This is a genomic window from Streptomyces paludis (genome assembly GCF_003344965.1).
In the GTDB taxonomy this organism is placed as follows: Bacteria; Actinomycetota; Actinomycetes; order Streptomycetales; family Streptomycetaceae; genus Streptomyces; species Streptomyces paludis.
In genome coordinates this window covers 4,578,923-4,604,337 of the sequence record NZ_CP031194.1, presented here as the reverse complement: position 1 = coordinate 4,604,337, position 25,415 = coordinate 4,578,923, and the positions used below count along the sequence as shown (strand labels likewise).

General features: G+C 71.9%; 25 protein-coding genes and 1 pseudogene. 9 read left to right on the top strand and 17 right to left on the bottom strand.

What is annotated here, in order from left to right:
• Positions 1-9: 9 nt before the first annotated feature.
• From DVK44_RS20450 to DVK44_RS20425, 6 genes are all read right to left on the bottom strand, one after another.
• Positions 10-855 (bottom strand): ABC transporter ATP-binding protein, encoded by an 846-nt coding sequence (locus tag DVK44_RS20450; RefSeq protein WP_228447282.1) that lies wholly within the window; start codon positions 853-855, stop codon positions 10-12.
• Positions 852-1,676: an ATP-binding cassette domain-containing protein gene (locus tag DVK44_RS20445; RefSeq protein ID WP_114660956.1), complete on the bottom strand. Its 825-nt coding sequence runs from the start codon at positions 1,674-1,676 to the stop codon at positions 852-854. Before DVK44_RS20445 ends, DVK44_RS20450 begins: the two co-directional genes overlap by 4 nt.
• Positions 1,673-2,536, bottom strand: a complete 864-nt coding sequence (locus DVK44_RS20440; protein WP_114660955.1) for an ABC transporter permease — start codon at positions 2,534-2,536, stop codon at positions 1,673-1,675. The genes DVK44_RS20445 and DVK44_RS20440 overlap by 4 nt, the downstream gene beginning before the upstream one ends.
• A complete protein-coding gene (locus DVK44_RS20435; RefSeq protein WP_114660954.1) occupies positions 2,536-3,543 on the bottom strand; it encodes an ABC transporter permease in 1,008 nt (335 codons plus the stop codon). Before DVK44_RS20435 ends, DVK44_RS20440 begins: the two co-directional genes overlap by 1 nt.
• Before the next feature lie 118 nt (positions 3,544-3,661).
• The gene (locus DVK44_RS20430; protein ID WP_114660953.1) at positions 3,662-5,188 is read right to left on the bottom strand and encodes an ABC transporter substrate-binding protein; all 1,527 of its coding nucleotides are present in this window, start codon (positions 5,186-5,188) and stop codon (positions 3,662-3,664) included.
• Between the two features lie 102 nt (positions 5,189-5,290).
• Complete coding sequence (locus DVK44_RS20425) at positions 5,291-6,007, bottom strand: DUF1684 domain-containing protein (RefSeq protein ID WP_114660952.1); 717 nt, start codon at positions 6,005-6,007, stop codon at positions 5,291-5,293.
• Between the two features lie 344 nt (positions 6,008-6,351).
• Here DVK44_RS20425 and DVK44_RS20420 point away from each other — a divergent pair, with 344 nt between their 5' ends.
• A complete protein-coding gene (locus DVK44_RS20420; protein WP_114660951.1) occupies positions 6,352-7,272 on the top strand; it encodes a trypsin-like serine peptidase in 921 nt (306 codons plus the stop codon).
• A gap of 10 nt (positions 7,273-7,282) precedes the next feature.
• Entirely contained in the window at positions 7,283-7,600 is a 318-nt protein-coding gene (locus DVK44_RS20415) for a carboxypeptidase-like regulatory domain-containing protein (RefSeq protein WP_114660950.1), read from the top strand.
• A 32-nt stretch (positions 7,601-7,632) separates the two neighbouring features.
• Here the strand turns inward: DVK44_RS20415 and DVK44_RS20410 are convergent, their stop codons facing one another.
• Entirely contained in the window at positions 7,633-8,430 is a 798-nt protein-coding gene (locus DVK44_RS20410; RefSeq protein WP_114660949.1) for an exodeoxyribonuclease III, read from the bottom strand.
• 133 nt (positions 8,431-8,563) lie between these two features.
• Here DVK44_RS20410 and DVK44_RS20405 point away from each other — a divergent pair, with 133 nt between their 5' ends.
• Together DVK44_RS20405 and DVK44_RS20400 are read left to right on the top strand one after the other, a co-directional pair.
• The gene (locus DVK44_RS20405) at positions 8,564-8,932 is read left to right on the top strand and encodes a PadR family transcriptional regulator (protein ID WP_114660948.1); all 369 of its coding nucleotides are present in this window, start codon (positions 8,564-8,566) and stop codon (positions 8,930-8,932) included.
• A gap of 36 nt (positions 8,933-8,968) precedes the next feature.
• On the top strand, positions 8,969-10,051 hold the full coding sequence (locus tag DVK44_RS20400) for a hypothetical protein (RefSeq protein WP_114660947.1): 1,083 nt from the start codon (positions 8,969-8,971) through the stop codon (positions 10,049-10,051).
• A 9-nt stretch (positions 10,052-10,060) separates the two neighbouring features.
• On the opposite strand, the gene DVK44_RS20395 is transcribed toward DVK44_RS20400, so the two are convergent.
• Entirely contained in the window at positions 10,061-10,639 is a 579-nt protein-coding gene (locus tag DVK44_RS20395; protein ID WP_228447281.1) for a hypothetical protein, read from the bottom strand.
• Between the two features lie 180 nt (positions 10,640-10,819).
• On the opposite strand from DVK44_RS20395, the gene DVK44_RS20390 reads away from it, so the two are divergent.
• Positions 10,820-11,665: a response regulator gene (locus DVK44_RS20390; protein WP_114660946.1), complete on the top strand. Its 846-nt coding sequence runs from the start codon at positions 10,820-10,822 to the stop codon at positions 11,663-11,665.
• Between the two features lie 18 nt (positions 11,666-11,683).
• On the opposite strand, the gene DVK44_RS20385 is transcribed toward DVK44_RS20390, so the two are convergent.
• The 3 genes from DVK44_RS20385 to DVK44_RS20375 form a co-directional block, all read right to left on the bottom strand.
• Positions 11,684-13,387 carry a sensor histidine kinase gene (locus DVK44_RS20385; RefSeq protein ID WP_114665306.1) on the bottom strand — a complete coding sequence of 568 codons (1,704 nt, stop codon included), beginning with the start codon at positions 13,385-13,387 and terminating at the stop codon, positions 11,684-11,686.
• A gap of 422 nt (positions 13,388-13,809) precedes the next feature.
• Complete coding sequence (locus tag DVK44_RS20380) at positions 13,810-14,217, bottom strand: rodlin (protein ID WP_114660945.1); 408 nt, start codon at positions 14,215-14,217, stop codon at positions 13,810-13,812.
• Positions 14,218-14,386: 169 nt separating this feature from the next.
• Positions 14,387-14,797, bottom strand: a complete 411-nt coding sequence (locus tag DVK44_RS20375; protein WP_114660944.1) for a rodlin — start codon at positions 14,795-14,797, stop codon at positions 14,387-14,389.
• A 263-nt stretch (positions 14,798-15,060) separates the two neighbouring features.
• Between DVK44_RS20375 and DVK44_RS20370 the strand changes: the two genes are divergently transcribed.
• From DVK44_RS20370 to DVK44_RS20360, 3 genes are all read left to right on the top strand, one after another.
• Positions 15,061-15,471, top strand: a complete 411-nt coding sequence (locus DVK44_RS20370) for a rodlin (RefSeq protein ID WP_114665305.1) — start codon at positions 15,061-15,063, stop codon at positions 15,469-15,471.
• A gap of 235 nt (positions 15,472-15,706) precedes the next feature.
• The gene (locus tag DVK44_RS20365) at positions 15,707-15,940 is read left to right on the top strand and encodes a chaplin (protein ID WP_114660943.1); all 234 of its coding nucleotides are present in this window, start codon (positions 15,707-15,709) and stop codon (positions 15,938-15,940) included.
• A gap of 88 nt (positions 15,941-16,028) precedes the next feature.
• Positions 16,029-16,949: a chaplin gene (locus DVK44_RS20360; protein ID WP_114665304.1), complete on the top strand. Its 921-nt coding sequence runs from the start codon at positions 16,029-16,031 to the stop codon at positions 16,947-16,949.
• A 111-nt stretch (positions 16,950-17,060) separates the two neighbouring features.
• On the opposite strand, the gene DVK44_RS20355 is transcribed toward DVK44_RS20360, so the two are convergent.
• The gene (locus tag DVK44_RS20355) at positions 17,061-18,338 is read right to left on the bottom strand and encodes an FAD-dependent oxidoreductase (protein WP_114660942.1); all 1,278 of its coding nucleotides are present in this window, start codon (positions 18,336-18,338) and stop codon (positions 17,061-17,063) included.
• Between the two features lie 122 nt (positions 18,339-18,460).
• Entirely contained in the window at positions 18,461-19,882 is a 1,422-nt protein-coding gene (locus tag DVK44_RS20350) for a carboxylate--amine ligase (protein WP_181957491.1), read from the bottom strand.
• Positions 19,883-20,053: 171 nt separating this feature from the next.
• Between DVK44_RS20350 and DVK44_RS20345 the strand changes: the two genes are divergently transcribed.
• Positions 20,054-21,406 (top strand): glycoside hydrolase family 26 protein, encoded by a 1,353-nt coding sequence (locus tag DVK44_RS20345; protein WP_114660941.1) that lies wholly within the window; start codon positions 20,054-20,056, stop codon positions 21,404-21,406.
• Positions 21,407-21,494: 88 nt separating this feature from the next.
• Here DVK44_RS20345 and DVK44_RS20340 read toward each other — a convergent pair whose 3' ends face one another.
• The 4 genes and pseudogenes from DVK44_RS20340 to DVK44_RS20325 form a co-directional block, all read right to left on the bottom strand.
• On the bottom strand, positions 21,495-22,712 hold the full coding sequence (locus tag DVK44_RS20340; RefSeq protein WP_114660940.1) for a GNAT family N-acetyltransferase: 1,218 nt from the start codon (positions 22,710-22,712) through the stop codon (positions 21,495-21,497).
• On the bottom strand, positions 22,712-23,413 hold the full coding sequence (locus DVK44_RS20335) for a YveK family protein (protein ID WP_228447280.1): 702 nt from the start codon (positions 23,411-23,413) through the stop codon (positions 22,712-22,714). The genes DVK44_RS20340 and DVK44_RS20335 overlap by 1 nt, the downstream gene beginning before the upstream one ends.
• Positions 23,410-24,591: a glycosyltransferase gene (locus DVK44_RS20330; RefSeq protein ID WP_114660939.1), complete on the bottom strand. Its 1,182-nt coding sequence runs from the start codon at positions 24,589-24,591 to the stop codon at positions 23,410-23,412. The genes DVK44_RS20335 and DVK44_RS20330 overlap by 4 nt, the downstream gene beginning before the upstream one ends.
• Positions 24,592-24,728: 137 nt before the next feature.
• Positions 24,729-25,415 (bottom strand): annotated as a pseudogene (locus tag DVK44_RS20325) (polysaccharide deacetylase family protein); the annotation flags it as partial.

Genomic DNA, 25,415 nt, shown 5'->3' with positions numbered 1-25,415 from the left:
GGGCCCCTGTTACGACGCGTCCGCCGCCGGCAACCTCGGTACGCTCGCCAGCAGTTGCCGCGTGTACGGATGCGACGGCGCCCCCAGCACCCCGGCGGTGTCACCCTGCTCCACCACCCGCCCGTGCTCCAGCACCACCGTCCACTCGCAGAGCGCGGCCACCACCGACAGATCGTGCGAGACCATCGCGATGGTCAGCCCGCGGGTCTCCTTCAGCTCGATCAGCAGATCGACGATCCGGACGCGCGTGGTCACATCGAGCGCGCTGACCGGCTCGTCGGCCAGCAGCACACGCGGATCGCAGACCGTCGCCCGCGCGATCGCGATGCGCTGGCGCTGACCGCCGGAGAACTCGTGCGGGTAGCGCCCCGCCACCTCCGCCGGCAGCCCGACTGCCTCCAGCGCAGCCCCGACCCGGGGATCATCCCCACGCGCGCCCCGCACACCCCGTACAAGACCGGCCTCCGGCGCGAGCCCCAGCGACCGCAGCGGCTCCGAGACGATCCTGCCCACCCGCTGCCGTGGATCCAGCGACGAGTACGGGTCCTGGAACACACTCTGCACACCCCGCCGGAAGCGCCGCATCTGCTCCCGGTCGCGCAGCCGCAGTTCGGCGCCGTCGAAGAGGATCCGCCCGCTGGTGGGCCGGGTCAGACCGAGCAGCAGCCGCAGCACGGTCGTCTTCCCCGCGCCCGACTCACCGACCAGACCGACGCTCCGTCCCGCCGTGATGTCGAGCGAGACACCGTGCAGCACGGGCGGCGCGCCGCGGTACGCGAACCCCGCGTCATCGGCGGCCAGAACGGGGGCCGCGGAAGGGGCCGCGGAGGGAACCATCGGAGCATCTGACGTCATCGGACAATCCGTTCCAGCGCGCTTTCGAGGTGCCGGGCGCTCCCCACCAGGTCCCGGGTGTACGGATGCGACGGCCGCCGCACGATGTCGTCCACGGTGCCCGACTCGACCGCCGACCCGTCCTTGAGCACCAGGACATGGTCGGTCACGGCCGAGACCACCGCCAGATCGTGGCTGATGAAGAGCAGCGCCATCCCCCGCTCGGCGACCAGCCCGTCCAGCAGCGCGAGCACCTCCGACTGCACGGTGACATCCAGCGCGGTGGTCGGCTCGTCCGCGATCAGCAGCGCCGGTTCCCGGGCCAGGGCCATGGCGAGGGCGACCCGCTGGCGCTGGCCCCCGGAGATCTCGTGCGGATACGCGCGGGCGATCCGGTCGGGCTCGGGCAGTCGTACGCGGTCGAGCGCGTCCGTCACCGCCCGCCGCAGCGCGGGACCGCGCAGCCCGCGCCCATGGGTCAGCCGCAGGGCCTCCGCGATCTGGTGCCCGGCCCGCATCAGCGGGTCGAGGGCGGTCAGCGGCTCCTGGAAGACGACGGTGGCCGCGCTGCCGCGCAGCCCGTTCAGCCGCTGTTCGGACGCGCCGACGACCTCGGCGGCCGGCCCGGCGGCCGAGGGCCTCAGCCGGATGCTGCCCGACGCGCTCATCCCGCGCGGCAGCAGCCCCATGACGGCGAGCGCGGTCAGCGACTTGCCCGAACCGGACTCCCCGACCAGCCCGAGCCGGGACCCGGCCCGGATCGAGAACGAGACGTCGGAGACGAGGTCCCGCCCGTCGTCCGTACGGACACCGAGCCCCTGAACTTGCAGTACGTCGCTCATCGGGACCTCCGCCGCGTCGGATCGAGCGTGTCGCGCAGTCCGTCCGCGATCAGGTTCATGCCGACGACCAGCATGACCAGCAGTACGCCCGGCGCGATCACCCCGGTCGGCGCGGTGAAGACGGTCGCCTGCGCCTCCTGGAGCATCCGCCCCCACGAGGCGTTCGGCGGCGGCGCGCCGAGCCCCAGGAACGACAGGCTCGCCTCGGCCATGACGGCGAGGCCGAACTGGAGGGCGAGGTTCACCACGAGCGTCGGCCAGATGTTGGGCAGTACATGCGCGCTGACGATACGGGGCCACGAGGTGCCCGAGGTCCGGGCGGCGGTGATGTAGTCCTGCGCCAGCACCCGCTTGACCAGCACTCTGGTCAGCCGGGCTACCACCGCCGTCATCGCGAACCCGATCGCCAGGATCGCCGAGCCGAGCGACGCGGAGCGCGCCGCCACCATCAGCATGGCCAGCAGCAGGGTGGGGAAGGCGATCAGGACATCCAGCAGCGTCGACAGTGTGTCGTCCAGCCAGCGCGTGGCGAATCCGGCCGCGAGCCCGGCGCACACCCCGAGCCCGGCGCCGATCGCCGTCGCGCCGAGCCCGGCCCGCAGGGCGATGCCCGCGCCGTTCATCAGCTGCGTCAGCAGATCGCGGCCCAGCTTGTCCGTGCCGAGCAGATGGTCGAGCCCGGGCGACACGAGCCGGCCGCCGGAGGTGTCGTCGGGCGGATACGGCAGCCAGAACGCCGACACCACCGCGATCAGGACGATGAACCCGACGAGGACGAGCCCGGTCACCAGCGCGGGCGAACGCCGCCGCCGTCGCGTGGTCTTCTCCGTAACCGTGTCCCGCACCGTGGTGTCGCTCATCACGACTTCGCCCCCCGTCGACCGGACGACAACCGACCAGACGACATCCGGCCCGACGCCAGATGGCCGCGCAGCCGCGGATCGACCAGCCGCTGCGCGATATCGCTGAGGAACCCGATGACCAGCACCGCGAACGTGGACACGAACAGCACGCCCTGCACCACCGGATAGTCGTGCTGCGCGACCGCCTGCGCCAGCATGCTCCCCAGCCCCGGCAGCGCGAACACCGTCTCCACGACCACCGCGCCGAGCAGCGTCGTCGCCAGCTCGATACCGAGCACCGATATCACCGGTACGGCCCCGTTGCGCAGCCCGTGCCGCCACATCGCGCGGGTGAAGGACGAGCCGAGCGCCCGCGCCGTACGGAGGTAGTCGCTGCCGAGGACGTCCAGGGCGGCGGAGCGTACGTACCGGATGAGCGACGCGGACATCACGAGCGCGACCGTGATGACCGGCAGCGCCAGCGATCTCAGCGCCTCCCCGGGCTCCGCCCAGCCGTCCTGGGGAAAGCCCCCGGCGGGCAGCACACCGAGGCGCAGCGCGAAGACGGTGATGAGGAGCATGCCGACCCAGAAGACCGGGACGGCGATACCGAGCTGGGAGACCCCGCTGATGAGCGTGCCGAAGCGGGTGTTCGCGCGGAGGGCCGCGACATAGCCGACCGGTACGGCGACCACCACGGCCAGCAGGAAGGCCAGCAGCGTCAGCGGCACGGTGACGTTCAGCCGGGAGGTGATCTCCGGGCCGACCGGCAGCGAGCTGATGAAGGAGGTGCCGAGGTCGAAGGTGGCCAGCTGGTGCAGCCAGTGCCCGAACTGCTCGGGCAGCGGCCGGTCGGACCCTATCTGGTGGCGGGCGGCCTCGATCTGCTCCGGGGTCGCGCCGACCGAGAGCAGGGAGTTCGCCGGGTCGCCCGGCAGCAGCCGCAGCAGCAGGAAGAGCACCACGCTGGCCAGGAAGAGCGAGCCGACGAGGAAGGCCAGCCGCCGTAGGAGATAGGAGAGCATCAGGAGACCGAACCGATCGGGGGAAGCGGGTATTCCGCGGGACGGCCGGGGACCGGGCCGGAGAGCCGAAAAGCCCCGGCCCGCCCCGCGGAACAGCACATCAGCAGAAGCGCGCGCGTCAGCTCTTCTTGATGTCGTACGCGTAGAACTGCGAGTTCAGCCCGTTCAGCGGGTAGCCCGACAGCTTCGTGTTGGCCACCACGATCTGCGGGTAGAGGTACAGCCAGTCACTTGCCGCGTCCTCCGCGATCTTCGTGTTGACCTTCTTCAGCAGGGCCGTCTGCTGCTCGGTGGTGTCCGACTCCTCCGCCTGCTTCACCCACTCGGTGACCTGCTTGTTGTCGTAGCCCCAGTAGAAGTCGGGGTTTCCGTACCAGACGATGTCGCGGTCGTTGACATGCTCCTGGAGCGTCGCGCTGAAGTCGTGGTTCTTGTAGACCTTCGTGTACCACTCGTCCGGCGTAATGATGTTGATCTTGACATCGATACCGACCTTGGCCAGCTCCGACTTGATGAAGGTGGCGGCGGTCGGGTGCGGGTCGTAGTTCGGTGTGTCGAGCGTGAAGCTGAAGCCCTTGGCGTAACCCGCCTTGGCCAGCTCCTTCTTCGCGAGCGCCACGTCGTACGGGTTGACCTTGGTCAGATCCTCGTACCAGGGGTCGGTGGGCGGGACCATCGAGCCGATCAGTGTGCCGTGGTCGCCCCAGACGGACTGGAGGAGCTTCTTGTTGTCGATGGCGGAGGTGACGGCCTTGCGCACCTCGACGTTGTTGAACGGCTTGACCCGGTCGTTGAAGGCCAGCAGCAGCTTGGTGGTCGAATTGCCGTCGTTGACCTTGTAGTTGCTGTTGTTCTTGAACTGGTCGAGCGCGTCGGGGCTCTGCTCGCTGGTCACCACGTCGACGGCGTTGGTGAGCAGCGCGTTGTTGAGCGCGGTCGCGTCCTTGTAGTAGTGGAAGACGACCTTCTCGTTGGTGGCGGGCGTGCCCCAGTAGCCCGGGAAGCGCACCAGGCTGAGCGCGGAGCCGCGGGTCCACTTGTCGAGCTTGTACGGGCCGGTGCCGTCCTCCGACGTCTTGAGGTTCTTGGCGTCGGCGTTGATGATCCAGACGTAGCTGAGGTTGTAGACGAACGAGATCGACTTCGACGACAGCGCGATCTTCACCGTGTCGGCGTCCGGGGTGGTGATCGACTTCACCACGTCGAAGCTGCTCTTGCGCGCCGACTGGGAGTCCTTGGCCCGGACCTTCTCGATGCTGTACTTCACATCGGCGGAGGTGAGGGTCTTGCCGGAGTGGAACTTCACGCCCTTGCGCAGGGTGAAGGTGTAGGTGAGGCCGTCCGGGCTGACCTTGTAGTCGGTGGCCAGCAGGTTCTCGACCTTGCCGTCGTCCGTGAGCTTGAACAGGCCCTCGTAGACGTTCCCGTTGAGCGCCTCGGTCACGCCCTGGCCGCCGCCCCCGGTGTTGTCGAGGTTCTGCGGCTCGTAGAGCGATCCGATCCCGATGGTCGCGTTCTTGTCGTACGAACCGGAGCCGCCCGAGGAGGACTTGCTCCCGCCGCCCCCGCCGCAGGCGGAGAGGGCGAGGGAGAGGCTGACGGCGAGGGCGCCGCCGCCGAGAAGCCGTGCGGACGTGGATCTCATGACGTTGTTTCTCCTGCTGTAGGCCGGGACGGGTGCTCAGTCGCTCGGGTGCTCGGTCGCCCGGTCGGACGCGGTCACCCGGCCGATCGGTCGCTCAAACGCTCAGTGAACCGTGTAGCCGCCGCGGAAAACCGGAACCTTCTCGCCCGCCTCGACGGGCACATGGATCCGGTTCTGCCGCGGCGGCAACGGACAGTTGTACTGGGCGGAGAAACCGCACGGCGGCACGAAGGCGCGGTTGAAGTCCAGGACGACGGTCGAACTGCCGGACTCGTGCGGTACGAAGAGGAACCGGCCGGCGCCGTAGGTGTCCACCCCGTTGGTCGGGTCGCCGAAGACCAGCAGAAGCGTTCCGTCGTCGTCGAACGCCGACAGGACGTACGCGACACCGTCGATCGTCACCCGGATGTCCCCCGGCACGACCAGCTCGCGGCTGCCGCCACTGTCCCTGATGTGCTCGAAGGGCACCCGCCGGCCGCCCTCGACCGGTGTGAAGCCCGCCTCGACCACCCAGTCCGCCCGGTACGGGAACGTGTCGATCCGCTCGAAGTTACGGACGGCCGGAGCGTCGGCGTCCCAGAAGCGCAGCCCGTGCTCGGGCTCCCCGGTGTGCAGATTCGTCCGCCGCACCGTGGTGACCGTCACCCCCGCGCCCGCCTCGGCCTCGGCCTCCGCCCGCGCCTGCTTCCAGGCGACCTCGGCGTCCACCCGGGGCGGCAGCCAGCGCGTCTCGACCAGCGCCAGATTCCCGGTGCCCGCCACCACGGCGTCCCGCCGCGCGGCCTGCCAAACATCATGATCGAACTGCGGTGAAGACATACGAGGCCAGCTCCGGTCCGTGCGGGGACGACGATTCGATCCGGCGCACCGTCGCAGCCAGGTCTGTAACGGAGGAATCGTACATACAAGGGAGCATTTCCGGCCACGAAATGACCAAATACCGAGACACCCGTCTCATTAATACCCCGGCACCCCTCACCCACTACACAGAGTGAATCTCTACGGAGTGCTCCGCCGCACACCCCCGTACCCCCCGCACCCTGCGCGCCCCCGAGCACTACCGTTCCACGCCTTCCGGCCACTTGGTAACGAGTGGGATATTCGCGACGAAGGGGTGTTCCCCTCCAATTCATGACAAGACTCGGGGAAGCGGTGACGTTCAGATGCCACAGGAACTCGATCTGCACATAGCGGTGTCCAATCAGCCCGAGGGCCTGCTCACGGCCGTGCCCGGCCGACCACGCCTGGAGGGCCCGTCCCCCGGCTCGGAAGGGCTGGCGCCGGGCGGATCCGACGAGGGTGTCGAGGCCGTGGACGGCTTCCGGCTGCCCACAGCGGTCCCGCCCGCGCCGGACGAATCCCTGCGGGACATCGGCGAGGCGTCGTTCGGTCCGCCGGCCGCGCCGGAGACCGTCCACGGGCCGGACGACCGGGTCCAGATCACGAACACCGATGTGTACCCGTGGCGCGTGCACTGCTTCCTGGAGATCACGGCGGCCGACGGATCCCGGTGGATCGGCACCGGCTGGTTCCTGGGTCCGCACACCATCGCCACCGCCGGGCATGTGGTCTTCATCAAGAACAGCGGTGTCGCCGGCCGCGACGGCTGGGTCCGCTCCATCACGGTGTGGGCGGGACGCAACGGCGGCTCGGCCCCCTACGGTTCCGTCACCAGCACCGACTTCCGTTCGGTGAACGGCTGGACGGCGAACGGCGACGAGAACTACGACTACGGCGCGATCATCCTCCCCAACGACCTGGGCAGCACCACCGGCTGGTTCGGCTTCGGCGTGTGGTCCGACGCCGATCTGGTCGCCTCCGTGGGGAACATCGCGGGCTATCCGGGCGACAAGCCGTACGGCACCCTCTGGTACGACGCCCGCAAGATCGACTCGGTCGGTCCCCGCAAGGTCTACTACGACATCGACACCTACGGCGGACAGAGCGGCAGCGCCGTCTACCGCATCATCAACGGCAGCGACCGCTACGGCGTCGCGATCCACGCCTACGGCGGCGCCACGGTCAACTCCGGGACCCGCATCACGACCCCGGTCTACGACAACTACGTGGCCTGGAAGGCATGAGAACCACTCCATGAGCCCGACAAACCCAGCTCCCCGCCCCGCGGGGGTGATCCGCGGCATCGTCCTCGACGCCGCGGGCGCCCCCGCGCCCGGCGTGCGCGTGGCCATCACCGACGGGCCGGTCCCCGTGCCGGACGTCGCCGCCCTGACCGACGGGGACGGCCGGTTCGCCCTGGCCGCGCCCGCCGACGGGACCTACTCCGTGAGCTGCTACGACCACTCCGCCACCGGCCCGGCGGGCACCGCGACCGCGCGGGTCACCGTCATCGCCGGGGCCGCCGTCGGCCCGGCCGACACCGAGGTACGCCTGCGCCTGGGCCGCCCGTAACCCGACACCGGAGACGATCACCCGCGCCCCACCTACAGCTCGAACACCGCCGTCACCGGCGCGTGGTCGCTCCACCGCTCCGCGTGGCTGGCCGCCCGCTCCACGTACGCCTTGACCGCGCGGTCCGCCAGCCCCGGTGAGCTGACGAGGTAGTCGATGCGCCAGCCCGCGTCGTTGTCGAACGCCCGGCCGCGGTACGACCACCACGAGTACGGCCCGTCCTGGTCCGGGTGCTGGGCGCGTACGACATCGACGTAACCGGCCTCGTCGAAGACGCGGCCCAGCCAGGCGCGCTCCTCGGGCAGAAAGCCGGAGGACGTGCGGTTCGCCTTCCAGTTCTTGAGGTCGGCCTCCCGGTGGGCGATGTTCCAGTCACCGCAGACCACGACCTCCCGGCCGTCCGCCGCCGCGCTCGCCCGCAGCCGCTCCAGGTACGGCAGGAACTCGTCCATGAAGCGGATCTTCTCGTCCTGGCGCTCCGTGCCGACCTCACCCGAGGGCAGATAGAGGCTGGCGACCGTGACCCCCGGCAGCTCGATCTCCGCGTACCGCCCGCTCGCGTCGAACTCCTCGCTGCCGAACCCGATCCGCGTACGGTCCGGCTCCCGCCGCGAGTAGACGGAGACACCGGCCCGCCCCTTCGCGGTGGCCGGCGCGTGCAGCACATGCCAGCCCTCGGGCGCGCGGACCTCGTCGGGCAGCTGATGGGGCTCGGCCCGTACCTCCTGGAGGCAGACCACATCGGCGGAGGTGCCGGCGAGCCACTCCACGAAACCCTTCTTCGCGGCGGCGCGGAGTCCATTCACATTCACGGTTGTCACGGTGAGCATCCCGGCACAGTACCGGGCGGAGCTGGCCGCGCGGGGCGGCCAGGACGCCCCGGACCCACTAGTCAGAATTGCAACTAGTCAAAAAGGCCGTCTACTCATAGACTCAACGACTGAGCGGAGAGAAGGCGGGCGCATGACGGAGAATCCGGCGGACTGGCAGACCGGCTGGCTGCGTGGCGTGCTCGAACTCGCCCTGGCCGCGGTCCTCACCGACGGCGCCGGGCACGGGTACGCGCTGGCGCGCCGGCTCGACGAGCGGGGTTTCGGCAAGGTCCGGGGGGCCGCGCTCTATCCCGTACTGGGCCGGATGGAGCGGGACGGGACGGTGACCGCGACCTGGGAGCCCGGCGAGGGCGGACCGGGACGCAAGGTCTACGGCCTCACTGCCGCGGGCCGGGAGCGGTTCGCGGAGCAGCGGTCGCAGTGGGACCGCTTCTCGGTGCTGATGACCGGCCTGCTGGACGCCGCTCCCGCCGCACCCGACGCACCGCGCGAGACGTGACCCGTCCGATATGGCCGACCTGAAACAGGGGGAACGATGACGAAGACACCCACACCCACACCCACGGACGGGACAGGCGAGACGGACGGAAACAGCGAGCAGCAGTGGCTGGACCGGCTGGAGCTACGGCTCGCCCTCGCCCCGGGCATGACACGCGAGATCACCGAGGACATCCTCGCCGAGGTCACCGCGCACTGCGCCGAGACGGGCCAGCACCCCGAGGACGCCTTCGGCCCGGCGGACGAGTTCGCGGCGCAGACGGCGCGCGAGCGGGTCCCCGTCGCGGAACGGGCCCGGCGGGACCGGTCCGACCGGCTGCCCGGCGACTTCTGGAAGGCGGGGCTGACCACCCTCAGCGCACTGCTGGGCGTGTACACGTACAACGTCATGCGGCACGACGGCCTCTGGTTCCATGTCACCGCGGCGGGCCTGACCGGGATCCTGCTGCTGGCGGCGACCGTGCAGGCCGTCTGGATGGCCAAGGGCCTGTACGCCGCAGGCCGGATCCGGGCCACCGCCCTCGCGGGCGCCGGGACCGCCGTACTGATCGCGGGGGCCTTCGCCGCGTTCGCCCTGCTGCCGGACGCTTCGCTGGCCCGGCTCCCCTCGCCGCTCCTCGCCCTGGCGGCGCTCGCCCCGCTCGGGCTGCTGTGGCTGCTCAACCGCAGGTCGGCCGCCGCCGTAACCGGCCCGGAGGACACGACAGCCCCCACCGACCCCATCAACCACGATGGCTCCACCGACCCCACCGACCCCGAAGACTGGCTGCGCCTGCTCGGCGGACTGCTGACCGGCCGGCACAAGGTGCCGGGCCGCCGCTCCCGCGAGCTGGTCGCCGAGGCCCGCGGCCATCTGGCCGCCACCGGCGGCTCGCCCGCCGAGGAGTTCGGACCGGTCGAGGTGTACGCGCTCCAGCTGGCCGAGCAGTCAGGCCCGCGGGTGTGGTGGTCACGGGCCTCGTGGCAGACCGCGCTGCTCACGGCCCTGCTGCTCGCCTATGTCGTGACAGCCACCGTCAAGGGCGACTTCGGCTGGCGGTTCTGGGTCGCCGCCGTGGGACTGGCAGGCTCCGCCCTGTTCCTGGCGGCCGAACTGACCGGCGACAAGAAGGACGCCTGACCGCGGCGGCTAATCGACCACGGAAATCTTCGTGCCCAGCGCGCCGAACTTCCATATCGCGCCGCCCGCCGTCGTCGCGACCCGTATCCCGCCCGTGCTCACGCCGGGCGCGGGGCTCGGCGCCGCGCCGTCCACCGCGTTCGAGAACGCTATGGACATGCCTTCCTTCACCGCGAAGTAGACGATGTGCTCGATGGACACCCCGTCGGAACCGACCCCGTCGTCCCGCCGGAAGGAGACCGCGTACGACCCCTTCTCCGGGCTGATCGTGCCCGGCCACACGGCGAAGGAGTCGTCGTAGTTGTTGTTGGGATCGACCAGCCACACCCGCTGCTCACCGAGCGAGTACACGATCCGCCGCCCCTCGCCGGACGCCGTCGGCACCTGGTGCTTCACGTCCTCGCCGAGCCCGGGGGACGCCGCCGCCTTCGGGCTCGGGCTCGCGGTCGGTTTGACCTGTGCGGTGGGTGCGGTGGCGGTCGGGCGTGACCCGTTTCCGGCCTCCACGGCCAGGAAGGTGACGGCCACGAGCGCGCCAGCGGTCAGCGCGGTAACCCAGGCCCACGAGGGCAGTCGGCGGCCATGCACAGGTGTGGATCTCCTCAACTCTCCTACCAGCAACGACAATGTAGCGGCTGTCCGACGCGCGCTTCTTCCGGCCCCCATGAAGTTCGTCACTTCCGGCCCCGGGAACCGACCGGGATACTGGAGCACCCGCGACCGCCCCACCCGGCGCGCGAGCGTCGGGTGAACACGAAGGAGTCCCCCGTGCCCCCCGTCGTCGCGCCCGCGACAACCTCCACAAGCGCCGCCACACCCGCCCCCGCGACCGTGCGTGTCTTCATTCTCGACGACCACGAGGTCGTCCGCCGCGGGGTGCGCGATCTGCTGGAGGCCGAGGACGGTATCGAGGTCGTCGGCGAGGCGGCCGACGCGCGCGAGGCGCTGGCCCGGGTGCCCGCCGCCCGGCCCGATGTGGCGGTGCTGGACGTACGGCTGGGCGACGACCGGGGCGGCGACCACGCCGGCATCGAGGTCTGCCGCGAACTGCGCGCCGCCATGCCGGAGCTGGCCTGTCTGATGCTGACGTCGTTCGACGACGACGAGGCGCTCTTCGACGCCATCATGGCGGGCGCGGCCGGCTATGTGCTGAAGCAGATCAACGGCGCCGACCTGGTGGCCGCCGTACACACCGTCGCGGCCGGCACCTCCATGCTCGACCCGCGTACGACCTCACGGGTCATGGCCCGGCTGCGCGGCCCCCAAGCCGGCCCGCGGACCGGCCCGCACAGCGGCGGGCGCGGCGGCCCGGTCGCCGCGCGGAAACCGGCGCCCTCCGAGCTGGACGCGCTCGCGCCGAGGGAGCGTCAGATCCTGGACCTGATCGGTGAGGGCCTGACCAACCGCGAGATAGCCGACCGGCTGTCCCTGGCGGAGAAGACCGTCAAGAACCGCATCTCCTCGATCCTGGCCAAACTCGGCGTGGGCCGCCGGGTGCAGGCCGCGGTGATAGCCGGGCGGGTACGGGCCCGGGAGGCAGCCCCCGGTCATGCCCCCGGTCACAGCGGTCCCAGTGGCCCCAGCGGTTACGGCCCGGACCGCCCCCGCCCGTAACCCGGCACCGTACGGGCCTCACCCCGGTGGCAACGGCACCCGCCACCGCACCCGCGTACCGCCGTCCTCGGGGGTCTCCAGGGTGAGGGCGCCGCCGTTGAGCCGGGCCCGGGTGCGCATGTTCGCCAGCCCGCCGGTGTGCGGCGGCTCACCGCCCGTACCCGAGCCGGCCCCGGCCGAGCCGTCCCCGGCCGGGCCGCGCATCCCCACCCCGTCGTCCGTGACCGTCAGCGTCACCGTGTCGTCGTCGGCGACCGTCAGCGCGACCTCGATCCGGCGGGCCCGCGCGTGTCTGGCCGCGTTGGAGAGCGCCTCGGCGGCGACCGCCAGCACCTGTTCGGCCAGCTCGTCCGGGATATTGGTGTCCACCGGCCCCTCGATCCGCAGCGCCGGCCGGAAGCCCAGCGCGCGGGCGGCCGTCTGCGCGGTCTCCGCCATCCGGCGGCGCAGCCCGGACCGGCCGGGCCGGTCCGCCGTCCGCAGGTCGAAGATCGTGGACCGGATGATGCGGATGGTGGTGTCCAGATCGTCCACGGCCCGGCTGACCCGTTCCGCCGCGGCCGGCCGGTCCGCGATGGAACGGGTGGTGCTCTGGAGGGTCATCCCGGTCGCGAAGAGCCGCTGGATCGCGACATCGTGCAGGTCCCGGGCGATCCGGTCCCGGTCGTGCAGGACCGCCAGCTCCTCCGACTCGGCGCGCCGCCGGGCGAGTTCGAGGGCGATCGCGGCCTGGTCGGCGAAGCCGGAGACCAGCTCGATCTCCGTTTCGTCGAACGGCGGGCTCCCGGCCAGCCGCCCCAGCCGCAGCGCGCCGAGCGCACCCGTGTCGATCTGGAGCGGTACGGCCACCACCGGCCCCAGGCTGCCTTCCACACCGTCACCGAGCGGATGGGCCCGCGGATCGGACCGTACGTCGGCGCTGGCCACGGGGGTTCCGGTACGGGCGGCCAGCCCGGCGAGCGAGCCGGCGGCCGGTACGGAGACACCCCGGACCCGGTCGGCCCCCTGGCCGCGCGCCACCTCGACCGTCAGCAGGTCCGCGGGTCCGGCGCCCTCGTCCGGCGGGCCCTCCGGGTCCGCGGTGCCGGGTTTCGGCAGGAGGACGGCGGCGCAGTCGGCGCCCGCCACCTCCATCGCGCGTTCCGCGATCAGATGCAGCACCTCGCCCGCGTCCGTACCGGACAGCAGCGAGCGCGTGATCTCGCCCAGCGCTTCGAGGCGCCGCTCCCGGCGGCGGCTCTCCTCGTACAGCCGGGCGTTCTCGATGGCGACCCCGGCGGCGATGGACAGGGTGGTCAGTACGGCCTCGTCGTCCGCGTCGAAGTCGCCGCCGCCGCGCTTCTCGGTGAGGTAGAGGTTGCCGAAGACCTCGTCGCGCACCCGGACGGGCACCCCCAGGAAGGTGTGCATCGCGGGGTGGTGCGCGGGGAAGCCGTAGCGGCTGGGGTGGGTGGTGAGGTCGGTGAGGCGCAGCGGCACCGGGTGGCGCATCAGCTCGCCGAGGAGCCCCCGGCCGCAGGGGGTCGGGCCGATCTCCGCCGCGACGGAGTCGCTGATGCCCACGGAGATGAACTGCGCGAGCGTCTGGCCGTCACCGACGACGCCGAGCGCCCCGTACCGCGCGTCGGTGAGGGTGACCGCCGCTTTGACCATGCGCCGTAGCACTTCGGGCAGTTCGAGCCCGTGGCCGAGGTTCATCACGGCGTCCAGCAGCTCGCGCATCCGGTCCGGGCTGCCGGACGGCGGCGGGGACGGTGCGGGCGGGTGGACGAGTTCGGCGGTCGGCCGACGGGGACAGTCGTCCGGCGATTCGTCCGAACGTCCCGAACTGTCCGTCGTCTTGACCAACGCGTGCTCCCCGGTCCGGTCTCCCTCTCGGCAGCCTACGACAGCCCTCCGACCTGCCCATCTTCCGCCCGGGGCACGGAAGATGGAAGCGCGGATAGGGCCGGTTGGCCCGGGGAGGGGGCTGTTCGGCCCTATCGGCGGGGCGGGGCGCCGCTGGATGATGGTGGAGCCGGGAAGTTCTGCGTCATGTCCCCCGCAGCCGTCGGACCTTCCCGGCACATCGCGCCGTACGGAGCCGGACACGCCAAGAGGCCCGGCCGCCGCGTACGGAACGCGGGGCCGGGCCTCTGCGGGGATCAGTGGTTGCCCGCGCCGTTCCCGGACAGGATCGGGATGTTGTCCAGGATGTGCGAGAGGGCCTCGTCGCCCTTGGCCTGCGTCGAGTTCTCGACGCACTGCTGGTTCTGCGGCGACGACAGGACGTTGATGTCCTGAACGGCGATCGGCACGAGGCCGATGAGCGAGCCGACGTTCGCCTTGAGCGGCAGGCCGACACAGGGCTTGTTCAGCGAGCCCTGGACCAGGCTCAGCTGGGGGCTCATGTCGCCCTTCGTCGCCTGGTTGCCGAAGGCCTGGCTGGCGCCGTTGCCGCTGAAGGAGATCGGGCCGTCGTCGTTACCGATGGCCAGCGCCGGCGACGCCGCGGCGGCCGTGGCTCCGACGATGGACGCCGCTACAGCAGCGGTTGCCCACAGCTTCTTCATTTTAATGCCTTTCCAGAAAGTCGGATTCCACCGGTGGAATCCGAGCTGCTCAACTCATCGGCAGCTGGATTAGTTTCGGGGGTTCCCCCGAATGGAGTAGCACGCTTTTCGGGAAAAAGGCCGGCCCACCGCGGAATTCAGCGGTGGGCCGGCCCGGTCGGCCGGCTTCTCAGCGGTTGGCCACACCGTTCCCGGACAGGATCGGGATGTTGTCCAGGATGTGCGACAGGGGCTCGTCGCCCTTCGTCTGCGTCGAGTTCTCGACACACTGCTGGTTCTGCGGCGAGGACAGGACGTTGATGTCCTGGAGACCGATCGGCACGAGGCCGATGAGGGAGCCGAGGTTCGCCTTGGCCGGCAGCGCGATGCAGGGCTTGTTGAAAGAGCCCTGGATGAGGGCGATCTGCGGGCTCATGTCGCCGTACGTCGACATGTTCCCGTACTGCTGGGTGGCGAAGTTGCCGCTCGCGGACGTGGGTCCACCGTCGTTGCCGATGGCGAGCGCCGGGGCCGCCGCGGCGGCGGAGACGCCGACGACGGAGGCGGCGACGGCCGCGCCGGCCATAACCTTCTTGATCACGATCTGAGTCCCCTTCTGACGGATGCCCCTAAGTTCCCGGAGCCCTCTGAGCAACTCCCCACCCGCCTCTTTGGTTCTGACGGGACCCCCCTCTTCACTCCAATGGCCTATTACTCACTCCGGTCGCGCGGCAATGCCACGCCGACCCGCAAGCCGTTCGGGTGAAGCATCGGAACCAAACAGCGAATGGATGGTTGTTCAGGTCGCTGCATTGCTGCATCGCTGGATCTGCTTTTTCTTCACCATCAAAGGAACACACCGTGATCAAGAAGATTATGGCCGGCGCGGCCGTGGCCGCCTCCGTAGTCGGCGTTACCGCTGCCGCCGCGGCCCCCGCTCTCGCCATCGGCAACGACGACGGCCCGATCTCCCTCAGCGGGAACGGCGCCGAGAGCGCCTTCGGCAACTCGACGACCAAGGGCGACCAGAGCCCCCAGGCCGAGCTGATCCAGGGCTCGCTGAACAAGCTCTGCCTCGGCGTCCCGGTCAAGGCCAACGTCGGCGCGCTGGTCGGCATCCTCGTGCCGGTCGCCGTCCAGGACGTCAACGTCCTCGCCAACCCGCAGAACCAGCAGTGCGCGGACAACTCCACGCAGGCCAAGCAGGACGAGCCGCTGTCGCACCTCGTCAACAACATCCCGGTGCTCTCGGGCAACGGTGTGGCCAACGGCTGACCGGGGCTCCCCGGCCGACGGACCGGCCCGGCGCAATGACGCACCGGGCCGGTTCGCGTTTCCCGGCGACTGCGTCAATTGAGTGAACCCGACGTACCACCCAATTCGGGGCAGTTTCCTCGTAACGTCACATTCGTTGGACTTTTCGCAGCGGACGTAAAGAGCTGAGAAAGCGGATGCTCACGTGCCACGACCGTCGTGCGGACGTATTCGCCGCTGCGGAAAGGGCTACACCATGAAGAGCATGAAGGCCGCGGCCGTCGCCGCGGGACTGGTCCTGGCGCTGGGCGCCGCGGCCCCGGCCATGGCCGACTCGGACGCCGGTGCCGTCGCCGTCGGCTCACCCGGCGTCCTCTCGGGCAACGTCGTCCAGGTGCCGCTCCACATCCCGATCAACATCTGCGGCAACAGCATCGGCATCATCTCGCTGCTCAACCCGGCCTTCGGCAACACCTGTATCAACAAGTAACACGGTGTCCCGGGCCGGTTCCGGAGCGCGGTATCTCCGCGCTCCGGGGCCGGCCTCGGCCGTCGTGGCGATCAATCAGGAGAACCACGTGCGAGACCTCATCAGCAAAGGGCTGCTCACCGCCGCCGCGGCGTCGAGTGTGCTGTCCCTGAGCGGCGGATCCGCCCAGGCGGCGGACGCCGACGCCGTAGTCGCCGGCTCCCCCGGCGTCCTCTCGGGCAACGGCGTCCAGGTGCCCGTCGACATCCCCGTCAACCTCTGTGGCAACACCATCGACGTCATCGGTCTGCTCAACCCCGTCTTCGGCAACACCTGCGTCAACTCGTCGGGCTCACCGAAGGCGCACCACAGCGGTTACGGCTCGCACGGCGGTTACGGCTCGCACGGCGGTCACGGATCCACCGACGCGTACGGCTCCCCCGACGGATACGGAGGCGGGCGCGGCAGCCACAGCGAGGGCGCCAGCTCCACCGCCCTCGTGACCGGTTCGCCGGGCGTCCTCGCGGGCAACGGCCTCGAAGTGCCCGTCGCCGTCCCGCTCAACGTCTGCGGCGACTCCATCGACGTGGTCGGTCTGCTCAACCCGGCCTTCGGCAACACCTGTGTGAACGGTACGCCGGCCGCCCCCGGCCGGCCCCCGGTCCGGCCCGTGACCCCCGGCTCCCCCGACGAGGAGAAGGAGGTGCCCCCGGTCTCGCCCCCGACCGACGGCCGCACCGGAAACCCGCCGTCCACCTCCGTCCCGCCGCACACCCCGAACACCCCCGAGACCCCCGGCACCCCCGGCACCCCGAACAACCCCGTGCCCCAGACCGAGGCCGTCAAGCCCGTCGTCAAGCCGGTCGCCGCGGCGCCCACCGCCCCCGAGGCGTCGACGCCCGCGCGCACCGACGAGCTGGCCGCCACCGGCGCCGGCTCCCACCTGCTCACCACCGGTGCGCTCAGCGCCGGCCTGCTGATCGCGGGCGGCGTCCTCTACCGCCGCAACAGGCCCGCCGCGCGCGTCTGACACCGAACCGGCCGGGAGAAAACCACGGGGGATCCTCCCGGCTGCACCGATCCGCATCAGAACCGATCAGTTCCGTCGCCGTGCCGTGCGTGCCGTGCCGTGCCGTGCCGCTCAGGACACCGCCGACGTCGGTACGGTCTCCCCCTCGCCCCGCCGCTGCCGGACCGTCACCCGCGGCCCGCTGCCGCCGCCGCCCGCGCCGAGCCGCCGCCGTACCCCTCGTACCAGCCGCTCCGCCGTGTACGAGGCGCCGTACACGAAGCGCATCGACGGGCCGAACGACGGAGCGCTCAGCAGCCCCGCGAGGAACAGCCCGGGGTGCGACGACTCGAAGACCGCGCTCGCCTCGGGCGCGCTCGTGGGCCCCACCGTCCGCAGCGAGCCCGCCAGTTCACCGTCGAGCAGCCCCAGCCGTTCGAGGCCGGGCGTGAAGCCGGTGGCGGCGATGACATGGTCCGTCTCCAGGGTCTCCACCCGCCCGGTGTTCGCGATCAGCTCCAGCCGCAGCCGCCCGTTCGCCGGGACCGCCGCCGCCACGCTCTCACCGAGCCGAACCTCCACCGCCGGCTCGAAGCGCTCCCGCAGCCACCAGGCGCCCGCCGGGCCGAGCGCCGAGGTGAAGACCCGGGCCCGGGTCTCCTCCGGCAGCCGGCGGAAGAGGCCGGGGGTCTCCGCGTACAGCCAGTTCTTCCAGCCGCAGCCCAGACCGGTGTGCGGGGCGCGCGCCGACTGGCCGAAGGGGCGCTGCCGGGGCGGCGGCAGGGTGTTCCAGTTCAGCCGGCCCGACCGGGCCACCACCCGTACGGTGGTGCCCTGTTCGGCGAGGAGCGCGGCCGTCTCCAGCGCCGCCTGGCCCGCGCCGATGACGGTCACGTCCTGCCCGGCGAAGCGGGTCAGATCCGCGTGGTGGCTGCTGTGCGTCGCCTGCTCGGGCGCCAGTCCGCGCAGCGGGGCGGGGATGTCGATGAACGGCATGACCCCGATCGCGAGCGCCACCGTACGGGCGAGGACGGTCTCGCCGTCCTCCGCGGTGAGCCGGAACCCGCCCGGGCAGGGCCGTACGGAGGTGATCGTCCGCTCGTCGACCGGCGGCGCGGCCCGCTCCGCGAACCAGAGTCCGTACGCGGCGAAGAAGCCCACCGGCAGCGGCACCCCGTGCCGGGCCTCGACCCCGCGCGTGGCGGCGTAGGAGGCCAGGCCGAAGGAGCGCTTCGGGTCGGAGAGGTTCGAGGCCCAGGGCTCGGACTTGAGGAACATCCCGGGCGGCATGTGGTCCCGCCACGAGGCCATCGGCCGGCCGAACACCCGCAGATCGAGGCCGGCCGCGGCGGCGTGTGCCGCGATGGAGAGTCCGTAGGGGCCGGCGCCCACCACTACCAGGTCGTGCATCGTGTCTGTCCCGCTCTCTGTTCCGGAGGTATGGGGCGTGGAGCGTGTAGTCGTTGTCGTGCCGAAGACGCCGGGGCTGCCGGGGCCGCCGAGGGGCACGGGGTTCGTGTCGCCGGTGCGGCTCATCGGGTCCGCCTCGGTACGGGCCCACCCGGCGTCGTACGGTCCGAGCGATCCGGGCGGTCGGGGCGGTCGGCGCGATCCGGGCGGTGCGGCCGGTCGGGCCGGTCGGGGCTGCCCCGTCGCTGCCGTACCGGGGGCGTCCGCGACCGCCCGCCGCCGCCCGCACGCCGCCGCGACGGCAGCGCGCGCCGGAGCCGGCGCCAGCCGCGCCGTACGGCGTGCAGCGCCCAGGCCACGGCCATCGCGCCGGCGGGCCACGGGTCGTCCAGCGCGCACCACGCGGTCTCGGTCCCCGCCGCCGCGGCCCGCGCCCCGGACGGGGACGGCCTGGGGGCGGCCGAGCGCGCCGAGGCGAGGACGGAGAGCAGCGCGTAGTTCTCCACGACGAACGTCCGCCCGTGCGCCGCCTCCTGCGCCGGTACGGTCCGGCCCGTGAGGTCCAGATGGAGCGCGCGGACGACATCGACGCCCGCCCGGTCGGTGAAGAGCCGGAACTGCGCTCCGGGCCGGGGGTTGAAGTCGAGCAGGTGGTACGCGCCGGAGGCGGCGTCGCGGCGGAAGTCGAGATCGAGGATGCCCCGGTAGCCGAGCGCCGAGACGAGCTGACGCGCCGTCCGCTCCACCTCCGGATTGGGCAGCCACCGGCCCACCGCCGTCAGCCCCGCCCCCACCGGCCAGGCCCGCTCCTTGCGCCCGGCGGCGCCCAGGAAGCGGCGGCCGGGACCGCCGCCGTAACCGTGGAAGAACCAGTCCAGGTCGGGCCCCGGCGCCAGGAACTCCTGGAGCAGCAGCCCGCTGCCCGCCTCCGCCGCCCGCCCGTACAGCTCCCGCGCCTCCCGCGGGGAGCGGACCACCTGCGTACTGCGCAGCCCCGTGCCCTCGGGCAGCAGCCAGGGCCGGCTCCACTTCGCCACCACCGGCAGCCCGAGCGACCAGGCGGCGGCAGCCGCCTCCGCCGCGCAGCCGGGCACCACCGTCCGGGGGTGGGGGATGTCCAGCTCGCGGCAGATCCCGGCCAGCTCCGCCTTGTCGGCGACCCGCTCGGGCAGCCCTGACGGCTGCTCAGGCAGGAGATAACGCCCGGTCAGGCGCTCGCGGAGGCGCGCCACGGCGATCGCGCTCAGATCGTCCATCGGCACCAGCACGGCCGGCCCGGCGAGCCCGTCCGCGATCCCGAGCAGCAGCCGCGCGGTCCCGTCGAAGTCCGGAGCGGGTGTCAGATCCGGTCCCCGGAGCGGCCGTAGATGGGCCCGGTGCAGATAGCGGGAGCGTCCGACGGGGCTGCGCGCGGACTCGACGACCGCGTGCACCTCGATCCCGGCCCGGCCCAGCGACCGGACGGCGCCCAGCGTGCCGTGGTGGAACGGGTTCCGGTCGAGCCGCAGCAGGACGGCGGGGACACGGGTGTCGAAGCTCGGCACGGTGGGGTCCTTCAGATCGATACCCCATGCGGGGGATGAAATTCACGGATGGACTACTGGAGCGCCGGGCCAGGTTCCCGATCGGCTTATTAGAAATACTTTTACGCTCAACGTGGCTGCACGATTCCGGGTCGCGACCGCGGAAACGGGTTCGAATCACGAGGAGCTGACATGCCATCCAGACGTCGAAGGCTGACGACCACCTGCCTGGGGGCGGTCACAGCCGGTCTCCTTGTCTCCGGCGCGGCGCTTCCGACTCCGGCCGGTACGGCGGAGGGACAGGAGAGCGCGGGAGCACTGAACGGCCCCGAAAGCGCGGAGAAGCGGAAACCGCCCCAGGCCGCCTCGCCCGCGCTCGGCGCGTATCTGGATTTCGGTCCCAGTGGCGTCCAGCGCATCGCCGCCATGGAGAAATGGCTCGGCGGTACGGAGCTGCGCGTGGGCCACACCTATCTCCCCGGGGACGTGTGGTCCAACATCGAGGGAAGCCCGGGTTTCCTGGAGGACTGGGCGGCCTGGCGCAAGGCCAAGGACGACCGGCTGTTCGTCCTCAACGTACCGATGCTGGAGCGCACCGAGGGGCGGGTGCCCGACCGGCTCGTCCGCCGTGAGCTGCGCAGAGGCGCGTACGGACAGTACGACGGCCACTTCACGGCGCTGGCCCGGCGGCTGGTGGACCTCGGCGTCCCGGACACGGTGATCGTGCTCGGCTGGGAGATGAACGGCACGACGTACACCCATCGTTGCGGGCCCGACCCACAGGCGTGGAAGAGATACTGGAACCGCATTGTCACCGCCATGCGTGCCGTTCCCGGGCAGAAGTTCCGTTTCGACTTCGCGCCGAATCGCGGACGGGACGCCGTTCCGTGGACCGCGTGCTATCCCGGTGACGATGTCGTGGATGTCATCGGCATGGATTCGTACGATCAGCCGCCCGGCCGGACTTTTGACGAACAGGTGAATGAGCCTCTCGGGCTTCAGGAACACGTGGACTTCGCCGCTGCACACGGAAAGGTTATCTCCTATCCGGAGTGGGGCCTCTTCCGCAACGGAGACAACCCCGAATACATGCGGCGCATGCTCCAGTGGATCGACACGTACAAGCCGCTGTACAACACGGTCACGGATTACTGTCCGCACGGCATCTGGCAGTGCGAGAAGAATCCCGAGTCGTCGAAGGTGTTCCGGTCCATGCTCTCCGCACGCGAGCCGGATCCCACCCCGACGCCGACACCGGAGCCGACACCGGATCCGACGCCGCCGGTTCCCACGCCGATTCCCACGCCGGATTCCACGCCGGACCCGACTCCGCCGCCGGCACCCGACCCCGAGTCGACGCCGAAGCCGACGCCCGACCCGACGCCGGACCCGACGCCCGAACCCGAGTCGACGCCCGCTCCCACTCCCCCGCCCAGCCGCCCGCAGAACTGCACCCCGCTCAACCTCGGCCCGCTGGTCGAGAAGTGGCTCGGCGGCAAGCTCTGTCTGCGGCTCGACTGGTGGGGGGAGCGCCTGCGGAAGTGACGCGGCGCGGCGCGCCCGGAGGACGGCGGCGTCAAGGAGAGAGGCACGGTCGAGGTGACGGTCGAGGTCACGAGCGTCGTCGTCCCTGTCATCCCTTGTCGCCGCCTTCCTCCGTCTTCCGCGCCCGCTTGACCAGCGTCGCCGCCCGCTCCCGCCCCGCCGCCCGCGCCAGCAGCAGCCACAGGGACGGCGCGAGATGGGGCCGGGCCAGCAGCAGCCGCTGGTTGCGGACGGTCTCCGGGCGCCAGTGGTGCTTGTACGGTTCGTCGCCGCGCAGCATGCTCAGCGTCGCGCGCCCGTGCGCGCCGCTGTCCCGGGCCCCGGCGCGCAGCAGCATCGTGGCCACGTCCGCCTTCCGCGCGCGCAGCACGGGATCGGCCCCGTACAGATAACCGCCCGCCAGCGCGCCGGACATCAGGGTGAGATCGGCCGCGACCACCGCCCCCGCGAGCCGGAACTCCGTCAGCCGGGCGTCGCCGCTCGCGACCATGGTCCGCGCGGCCCTGGTCAGATGCTCGGCGAAGCGGGCGCTGAGGTGCTCGGGGGTGACACCGCGCCCCTCCCACTGGAGCCGGTGCAGCTCCAGCAGCCGGCCGACCGCGACCGGCACCTCGTCCGCCGGGACCTCGCGCTCCTCGATACCGAGCGCGTCGAGCTTGCGCAGCTTCGCGCGGACGCGCTGGGCGCGGGACGCGGGGAGCCGGGCGAGCAGCCCTTCCATCGGTACGGCGGGCAGTTCGAGGCAGGGCGAGTCGGCGAGCCGGCGGCGCGGGCCGGTCCAGCGGGCGTAGACGCGCTCGGCGGCGGCTCCGGGGCGTACCTCGCGGAGATCGATCACGGCCGTGCCCGCCAGTTCGGCGAAGGCCCTCGCCAGCGCGGTGACGGCGGCCTCGGTCTCCTCGTCGGTACGGGACTCGTCCAGCAGGACATCGGAGAAGTCGGTGATGGTGCCACCGAGCGGTACGAGGACGGGAAGCGGCCGGAACAGCAGCATCAGCGGCGCGGCGGCGACGAGTTCCCCGCCCCGGCGGACCAGGACGACCCGCAGCCTGCCGCCGCCGCCCGTCCCGTACGACTGCCACCAGGAGTGCAGCCAGGCGTGGCTCTGGAACGGGGTGGCCGTACGGGAGGCGCGGTAGAGGGCGTCCCACTCCGGGGCGATCGCGCCGAACCGCGCGGCGTCCGCGCAGATCTCCGTGGTGAAGGCCCTGCCGGACCGGGAGACGGTGAGCAGGGCGGCCACCGGTACGGAGGAGACCGGCGCGCGGAGGGCCGGGGCGGTCCGCGACCGCGTGGGGGATCCCATCAGACCGTTTCCGGGTGCGGTTTGGCGGCAGCGGAGGCGGAGGAGGAGGTTACGGAGGCACCGGAGCCGGACGCCGGTCCCGGGACGGACGCGGACCCGGCGGGCGCGTCCTCCCGGCGGCGCTTCGGGCGTACGAGCAGCCCGAGCCCGCCCAGCAGCCCGCCCGCGCAGCCGCCGACGAGGGCGGACAGCCCGGCCGACGGGGTGACCGGGCCGGTGGGCGCGATCGCCCGGGAGAACTGGAGCACCCGTACGTTCGTACTGCCCTGCATCTGTGTGCCGCTGACGACCAGCGAGCGCGCGACCCCGTTCGCCATGTCCACCGCCGTCGACGCCTTGGCCGAGGTCGCCGTCACGGAGATCATCGGCGCGTCGGGCGAGGTCGCCGTCCGTACATCGCGCTTGAGCGTGGCGGCGGGCACCCCGGCCCAGGTCGGCGCGTCACCGACCAGCGCGAGCTGGGGCGCGACCCGGCCGAACGCCGTCGCGAACCCCTGCGCGGCGGCCGGTTCCGTGGTGTCGAGCGGGACGACGACGACATAGCTGGTCGCCGCGTACTCGGGCGTACGGAGCATCCCGTACGCGCCGCCCGCCAGCGCCCCGGCCGTGACGGCCAGCGGCACGATCCAGCGCACGGGCAGGGCCCTGACGCCGGACTTGCGGAGGGTCTTCGGGGCTCGGAGCCGGTTCTGCGGGGTCATGGGCAACTCACTTCTCGGAGGGAGGCCGACCGGCCTCGGGCGGCGTGCTCGTAGACGGCCATGAGCTGGGCTGCGCTGCGGGAGATGTCGTAGTGGAGTGCGGCGGGAGCCACCGCCCGGGGCGCTCGCGCGGCGGGCGTCTCCTGGAACCGCCGCAGCTCATCCGCGAGTCCGGGTACGGAGCCGCTGATCCGGCGGGCCTCCGGCGCGGACTCGGGGGGCAGGTCCTGGAGGGCGGGGCAGGTGACGTAGAGCACCGGCAGCCCGGCGGCGAGCGCCTCGACCGCCGCGAGTCCGAACGCCTCGTCGTGGGAGGTGGATACGGCGACGTCCATGGCGGCGAGCAGCGCGGGCAGCCCGAGGCCACCGGCCGGAGACCCTCCCGTACGGGACAGATCCTTGTACGGCGGCGGGTCCTCGCACGCGCCGTACAGCAGCACCCGGTCCGCCGCGCCCAGCTCCTCGGCGAGCCGCCGCAGCCGCGCGCGCTCCGGGCCGTCCCCGACCAGGAGGAAGCGCGCCTCGGGCAGCCGCGCGACGGCCCGTACCAGCCGGTCGAAGCGCTTGCCGGGGGTCAGCCGGCCCACCCCGCCGGCCACGAAGGCGCCGGCCGGCAGCCCCAGGTGCGCGCGGGCGGCGCGGCGGGCGGCCGGATCGAAGGCGAAGCGCCCGGCCTCGATGCCGTTGGGGACGACGTGGATACGGTCGCGCCGTACCCCCCAGCGCTCCAGCCGCCGCGCGACCGTGGCGGAGACGGCGACGGTCGCCGTTCCCGCGCGCTCGCCCGCGAGATAGAGGGCGCGGGCGCCGGGGGTCAGCGGCCGGCCCTCGATCTGGGCCTCGCCGAGGGAGTGTTCGGTGGCGACGATGGCCCGGACGCCCGCGAGCCGGGCCGCGAACCGCCCGTACAGGCAGGCGCGGTAGAGGTGCGTGTGCACCAGGTCGTACCGGCCCTGGCGGATCAGTCCGGTGAGCCGGGGCAGCGCGCCGAGGTCGCGGTTGCCGGCCATGGCGAGGTTTCGGACGGAGCCGCCGTCGGCGACGATGCCGTCCGCGACGGCGCCGGGGTTGGTGAGCGTGATGACATCGCCATCGGTGGGCAACTGGCGCAGCAGGAGCCGCAGTTGCTGCTCGGCGCCGCCGATGCCGAGACCGGTGATGATGTGCAGCACCTTCATGACGGGACCGCCGTGTCCGGAGCGGCGGAGTCCGGAGCGGCCGTGCCGGGAGCGGTTGTGCCGGGCATGGTCGCGTCCGGAGCGGTCTTGCTCTGCGCGGCCACGTACGCCGCGTACTGCGTGTAGGCGGCCGTCGGTACGGGCTCGCGGCGCCGCCGGTGCAGCAGCTGCTTGAGGAACAGCCGCGCCCCCGTGTCGGACTGGCCGACATGGATACGGGGCAGGGCGAGCACCCCGGTGAGCGGGCCGGGGCTGATGGCGCAGGCGTATCCGTAACCGGCGGCGCGGACGGCTTCGACGGCGCGCGCGTCGACCGTCCCGTACGGGTAGCAGTAGCCCGCCACCTCGCGGCCGGTGATGGAGCGCAGCAGCTCGCGGCTGTGCGCGGTGTCGCGCGCGAGGTCCTCGTTGTTGGCGGTGGTGAGGTCGGTGTGGCGCAGTCCGTGCGAGCCGATCTCCATGCCGGCGTCGGCGGCCGCCCGGATGCCGTCCTCCGTGAGGAGGGGCTTGCGGGGGCCGAGGGGGTCCCATTCGTTCGTACCGCCGAGACGGCCGGGCAGGACGAAGAGGGTCGCGGTGCAGCCGTGCCGCCGCAGCAGCGGTACGGCCCGCTCCACGAAGTCGGCGTAGCCGTCGTCGAAGGTGAGCGCGACGAGCCGGGCGCCCCGGCCGGCGGCGCGGGCGCGCAGCAGTTCGTCCATGGAGACGCCCCGCAGGCCCCGGTGGCGGAGCCAGCTCAGCTGCCGTTCGAGCCGGGCGGGGGTGACCGTCACCTGGTAGGGGTCGTCGGCCGGGCCGGTGACATCGGCGACCGAGTGGTACAT

Bases quoted from the DNA above. Each gene is read 5' to 3' on its own strand.
- DVK44_RS20450 (WP_228447282.1), bottom strand. From the start codon at position 855: ATGACGTCAGATGCTCCGATGGTTCCCTCCGCGGCCCCTTCCGCGGCC.
- DVK44_RS20405 (WP_114660948.1), top strand. From the start codon at position 8,564: ATGACGGAGAATCCGGCGGACTGGCAGACCGGCTGGCTGCGTGGCGTG.
- DVK44_RS20345 (WP_114660941.1), top strand. From the start codon at position 20,054: ATGCCATCCAGACGTCGAAGGCTGACGACCACCTGCCTGGGGGCGGTC.
- DVK44_RS20445 (WP_114660956.1), bottom strand. From the start codon at position 1,676: ATGAGCGACGTACTGCAAGTTCAGGGGCTCGGTGTCCGTACGGACGAC.
- DVK44_RS20400 (WP_114660947.1), top strand. From the start codon at position 8,969: ATGACGAAGACACCCACACCCACACCCACGGACGGGACAGGCGAGACG.
- DVK44_RS20425 (WP_114660952.1), bottom strand. From the start codon at position 6,007: ATGTCTTCACCGCAGTTCGATCATGATGTTTGGCAGGCCGCGCGGCGG.
- DVK44_RS20440 (WP_114660955.1), bottom strand. From the start codon at position 2,536: ATGAGCGACACCACGGTGCGGGACACGGTTACGGAGAAGACCACGCGA.
- DVK44_RS20340 (WP_114660940.1), bottom strand. From the start codon at position 22,712: ATGGGATCCCCCACGCGGTCGCGGACCGCCCCGGCCCTCCGCGCGCCG.
- DVK44_RS20420 (WP_114660951.1), top strand. From the start codon at position 6,352: ATGCCACAGGAACTCGATCTGCACATAGCGGTGTCCAATCAGCCCGAG.
- DVK44_RS20415 (WP_114660950.1), top strand. From the start codon at position 7,283: ATGAGCCCGACAAACCCAGCTCCCCGCCCCGCGGGGGTGATCCGCGGC.
- DVK44_RS20430 (WP_114660953.1), bottom strand. From the start codon at position 5,188: ATGAGATCCACGTCCGCACGGCTTCTCGGCGGCGGCGCCCTCGCCGTC.
- DVK44_RS20410 (WP_114660949.1), bottom strand. From the start codon at position 8,430: ATGCTCACCGTGACAACCGTGAATGTGAATGGACTCCGCGCCGCCGCG.
- DVK44_RS20355 (WP_114660942.1), bottom strand. From the start codon at position 18,338: ATGCACGACCTGGTAGTGGTGGGCGCCGGCCCCTACGGACTCTCCATC.
- DVK44_RS20380 (WP_114660945.1), bottom strand. From the start codon at position 14,217: ATGAAGAAGCTGTGGGCAACCGCTGCTGTAGCGGCGTCCATCGTCGGA.
- DVK44_RS20365 (WP_114660943.1), top strand. From the start codon at position 15,707: ATGAAGAGCATGAAGGCCGCGGCCGTCGCCGCGGGACTGGTCCTGGCG.
- DVK44_RS20385 (WP_114665306.1), bottom strand. From the start codon at position 13,387: ATGCGCGAGCTGCTGGACGCCGTGATGAACCTCGGCCACGGGCTCGAA.
- DVK44_RS20330 (WP_114660939.1), bottom strand. From the start codon at position 24,591: ATGAAGGTGCTGCACATCATCACCGGTCTCGGCATCGGCGGCGCCGAG.
- DVK44_RS20335 (WP_228447280.1), bottom strand. From the start codon at position 23,413: ATGACCCCGCAGAACCGGCTCCGAGCCCCGAAGACCCTCCGCAAGTCC.
- DVK44_RS20435 (WP_114660954.1), bottom strand. From the start codon at position 3,543: ATGCTCTCCTATCTCCTACGGCGGCTGGCCTTCCTCGTCGGCTCGCTC.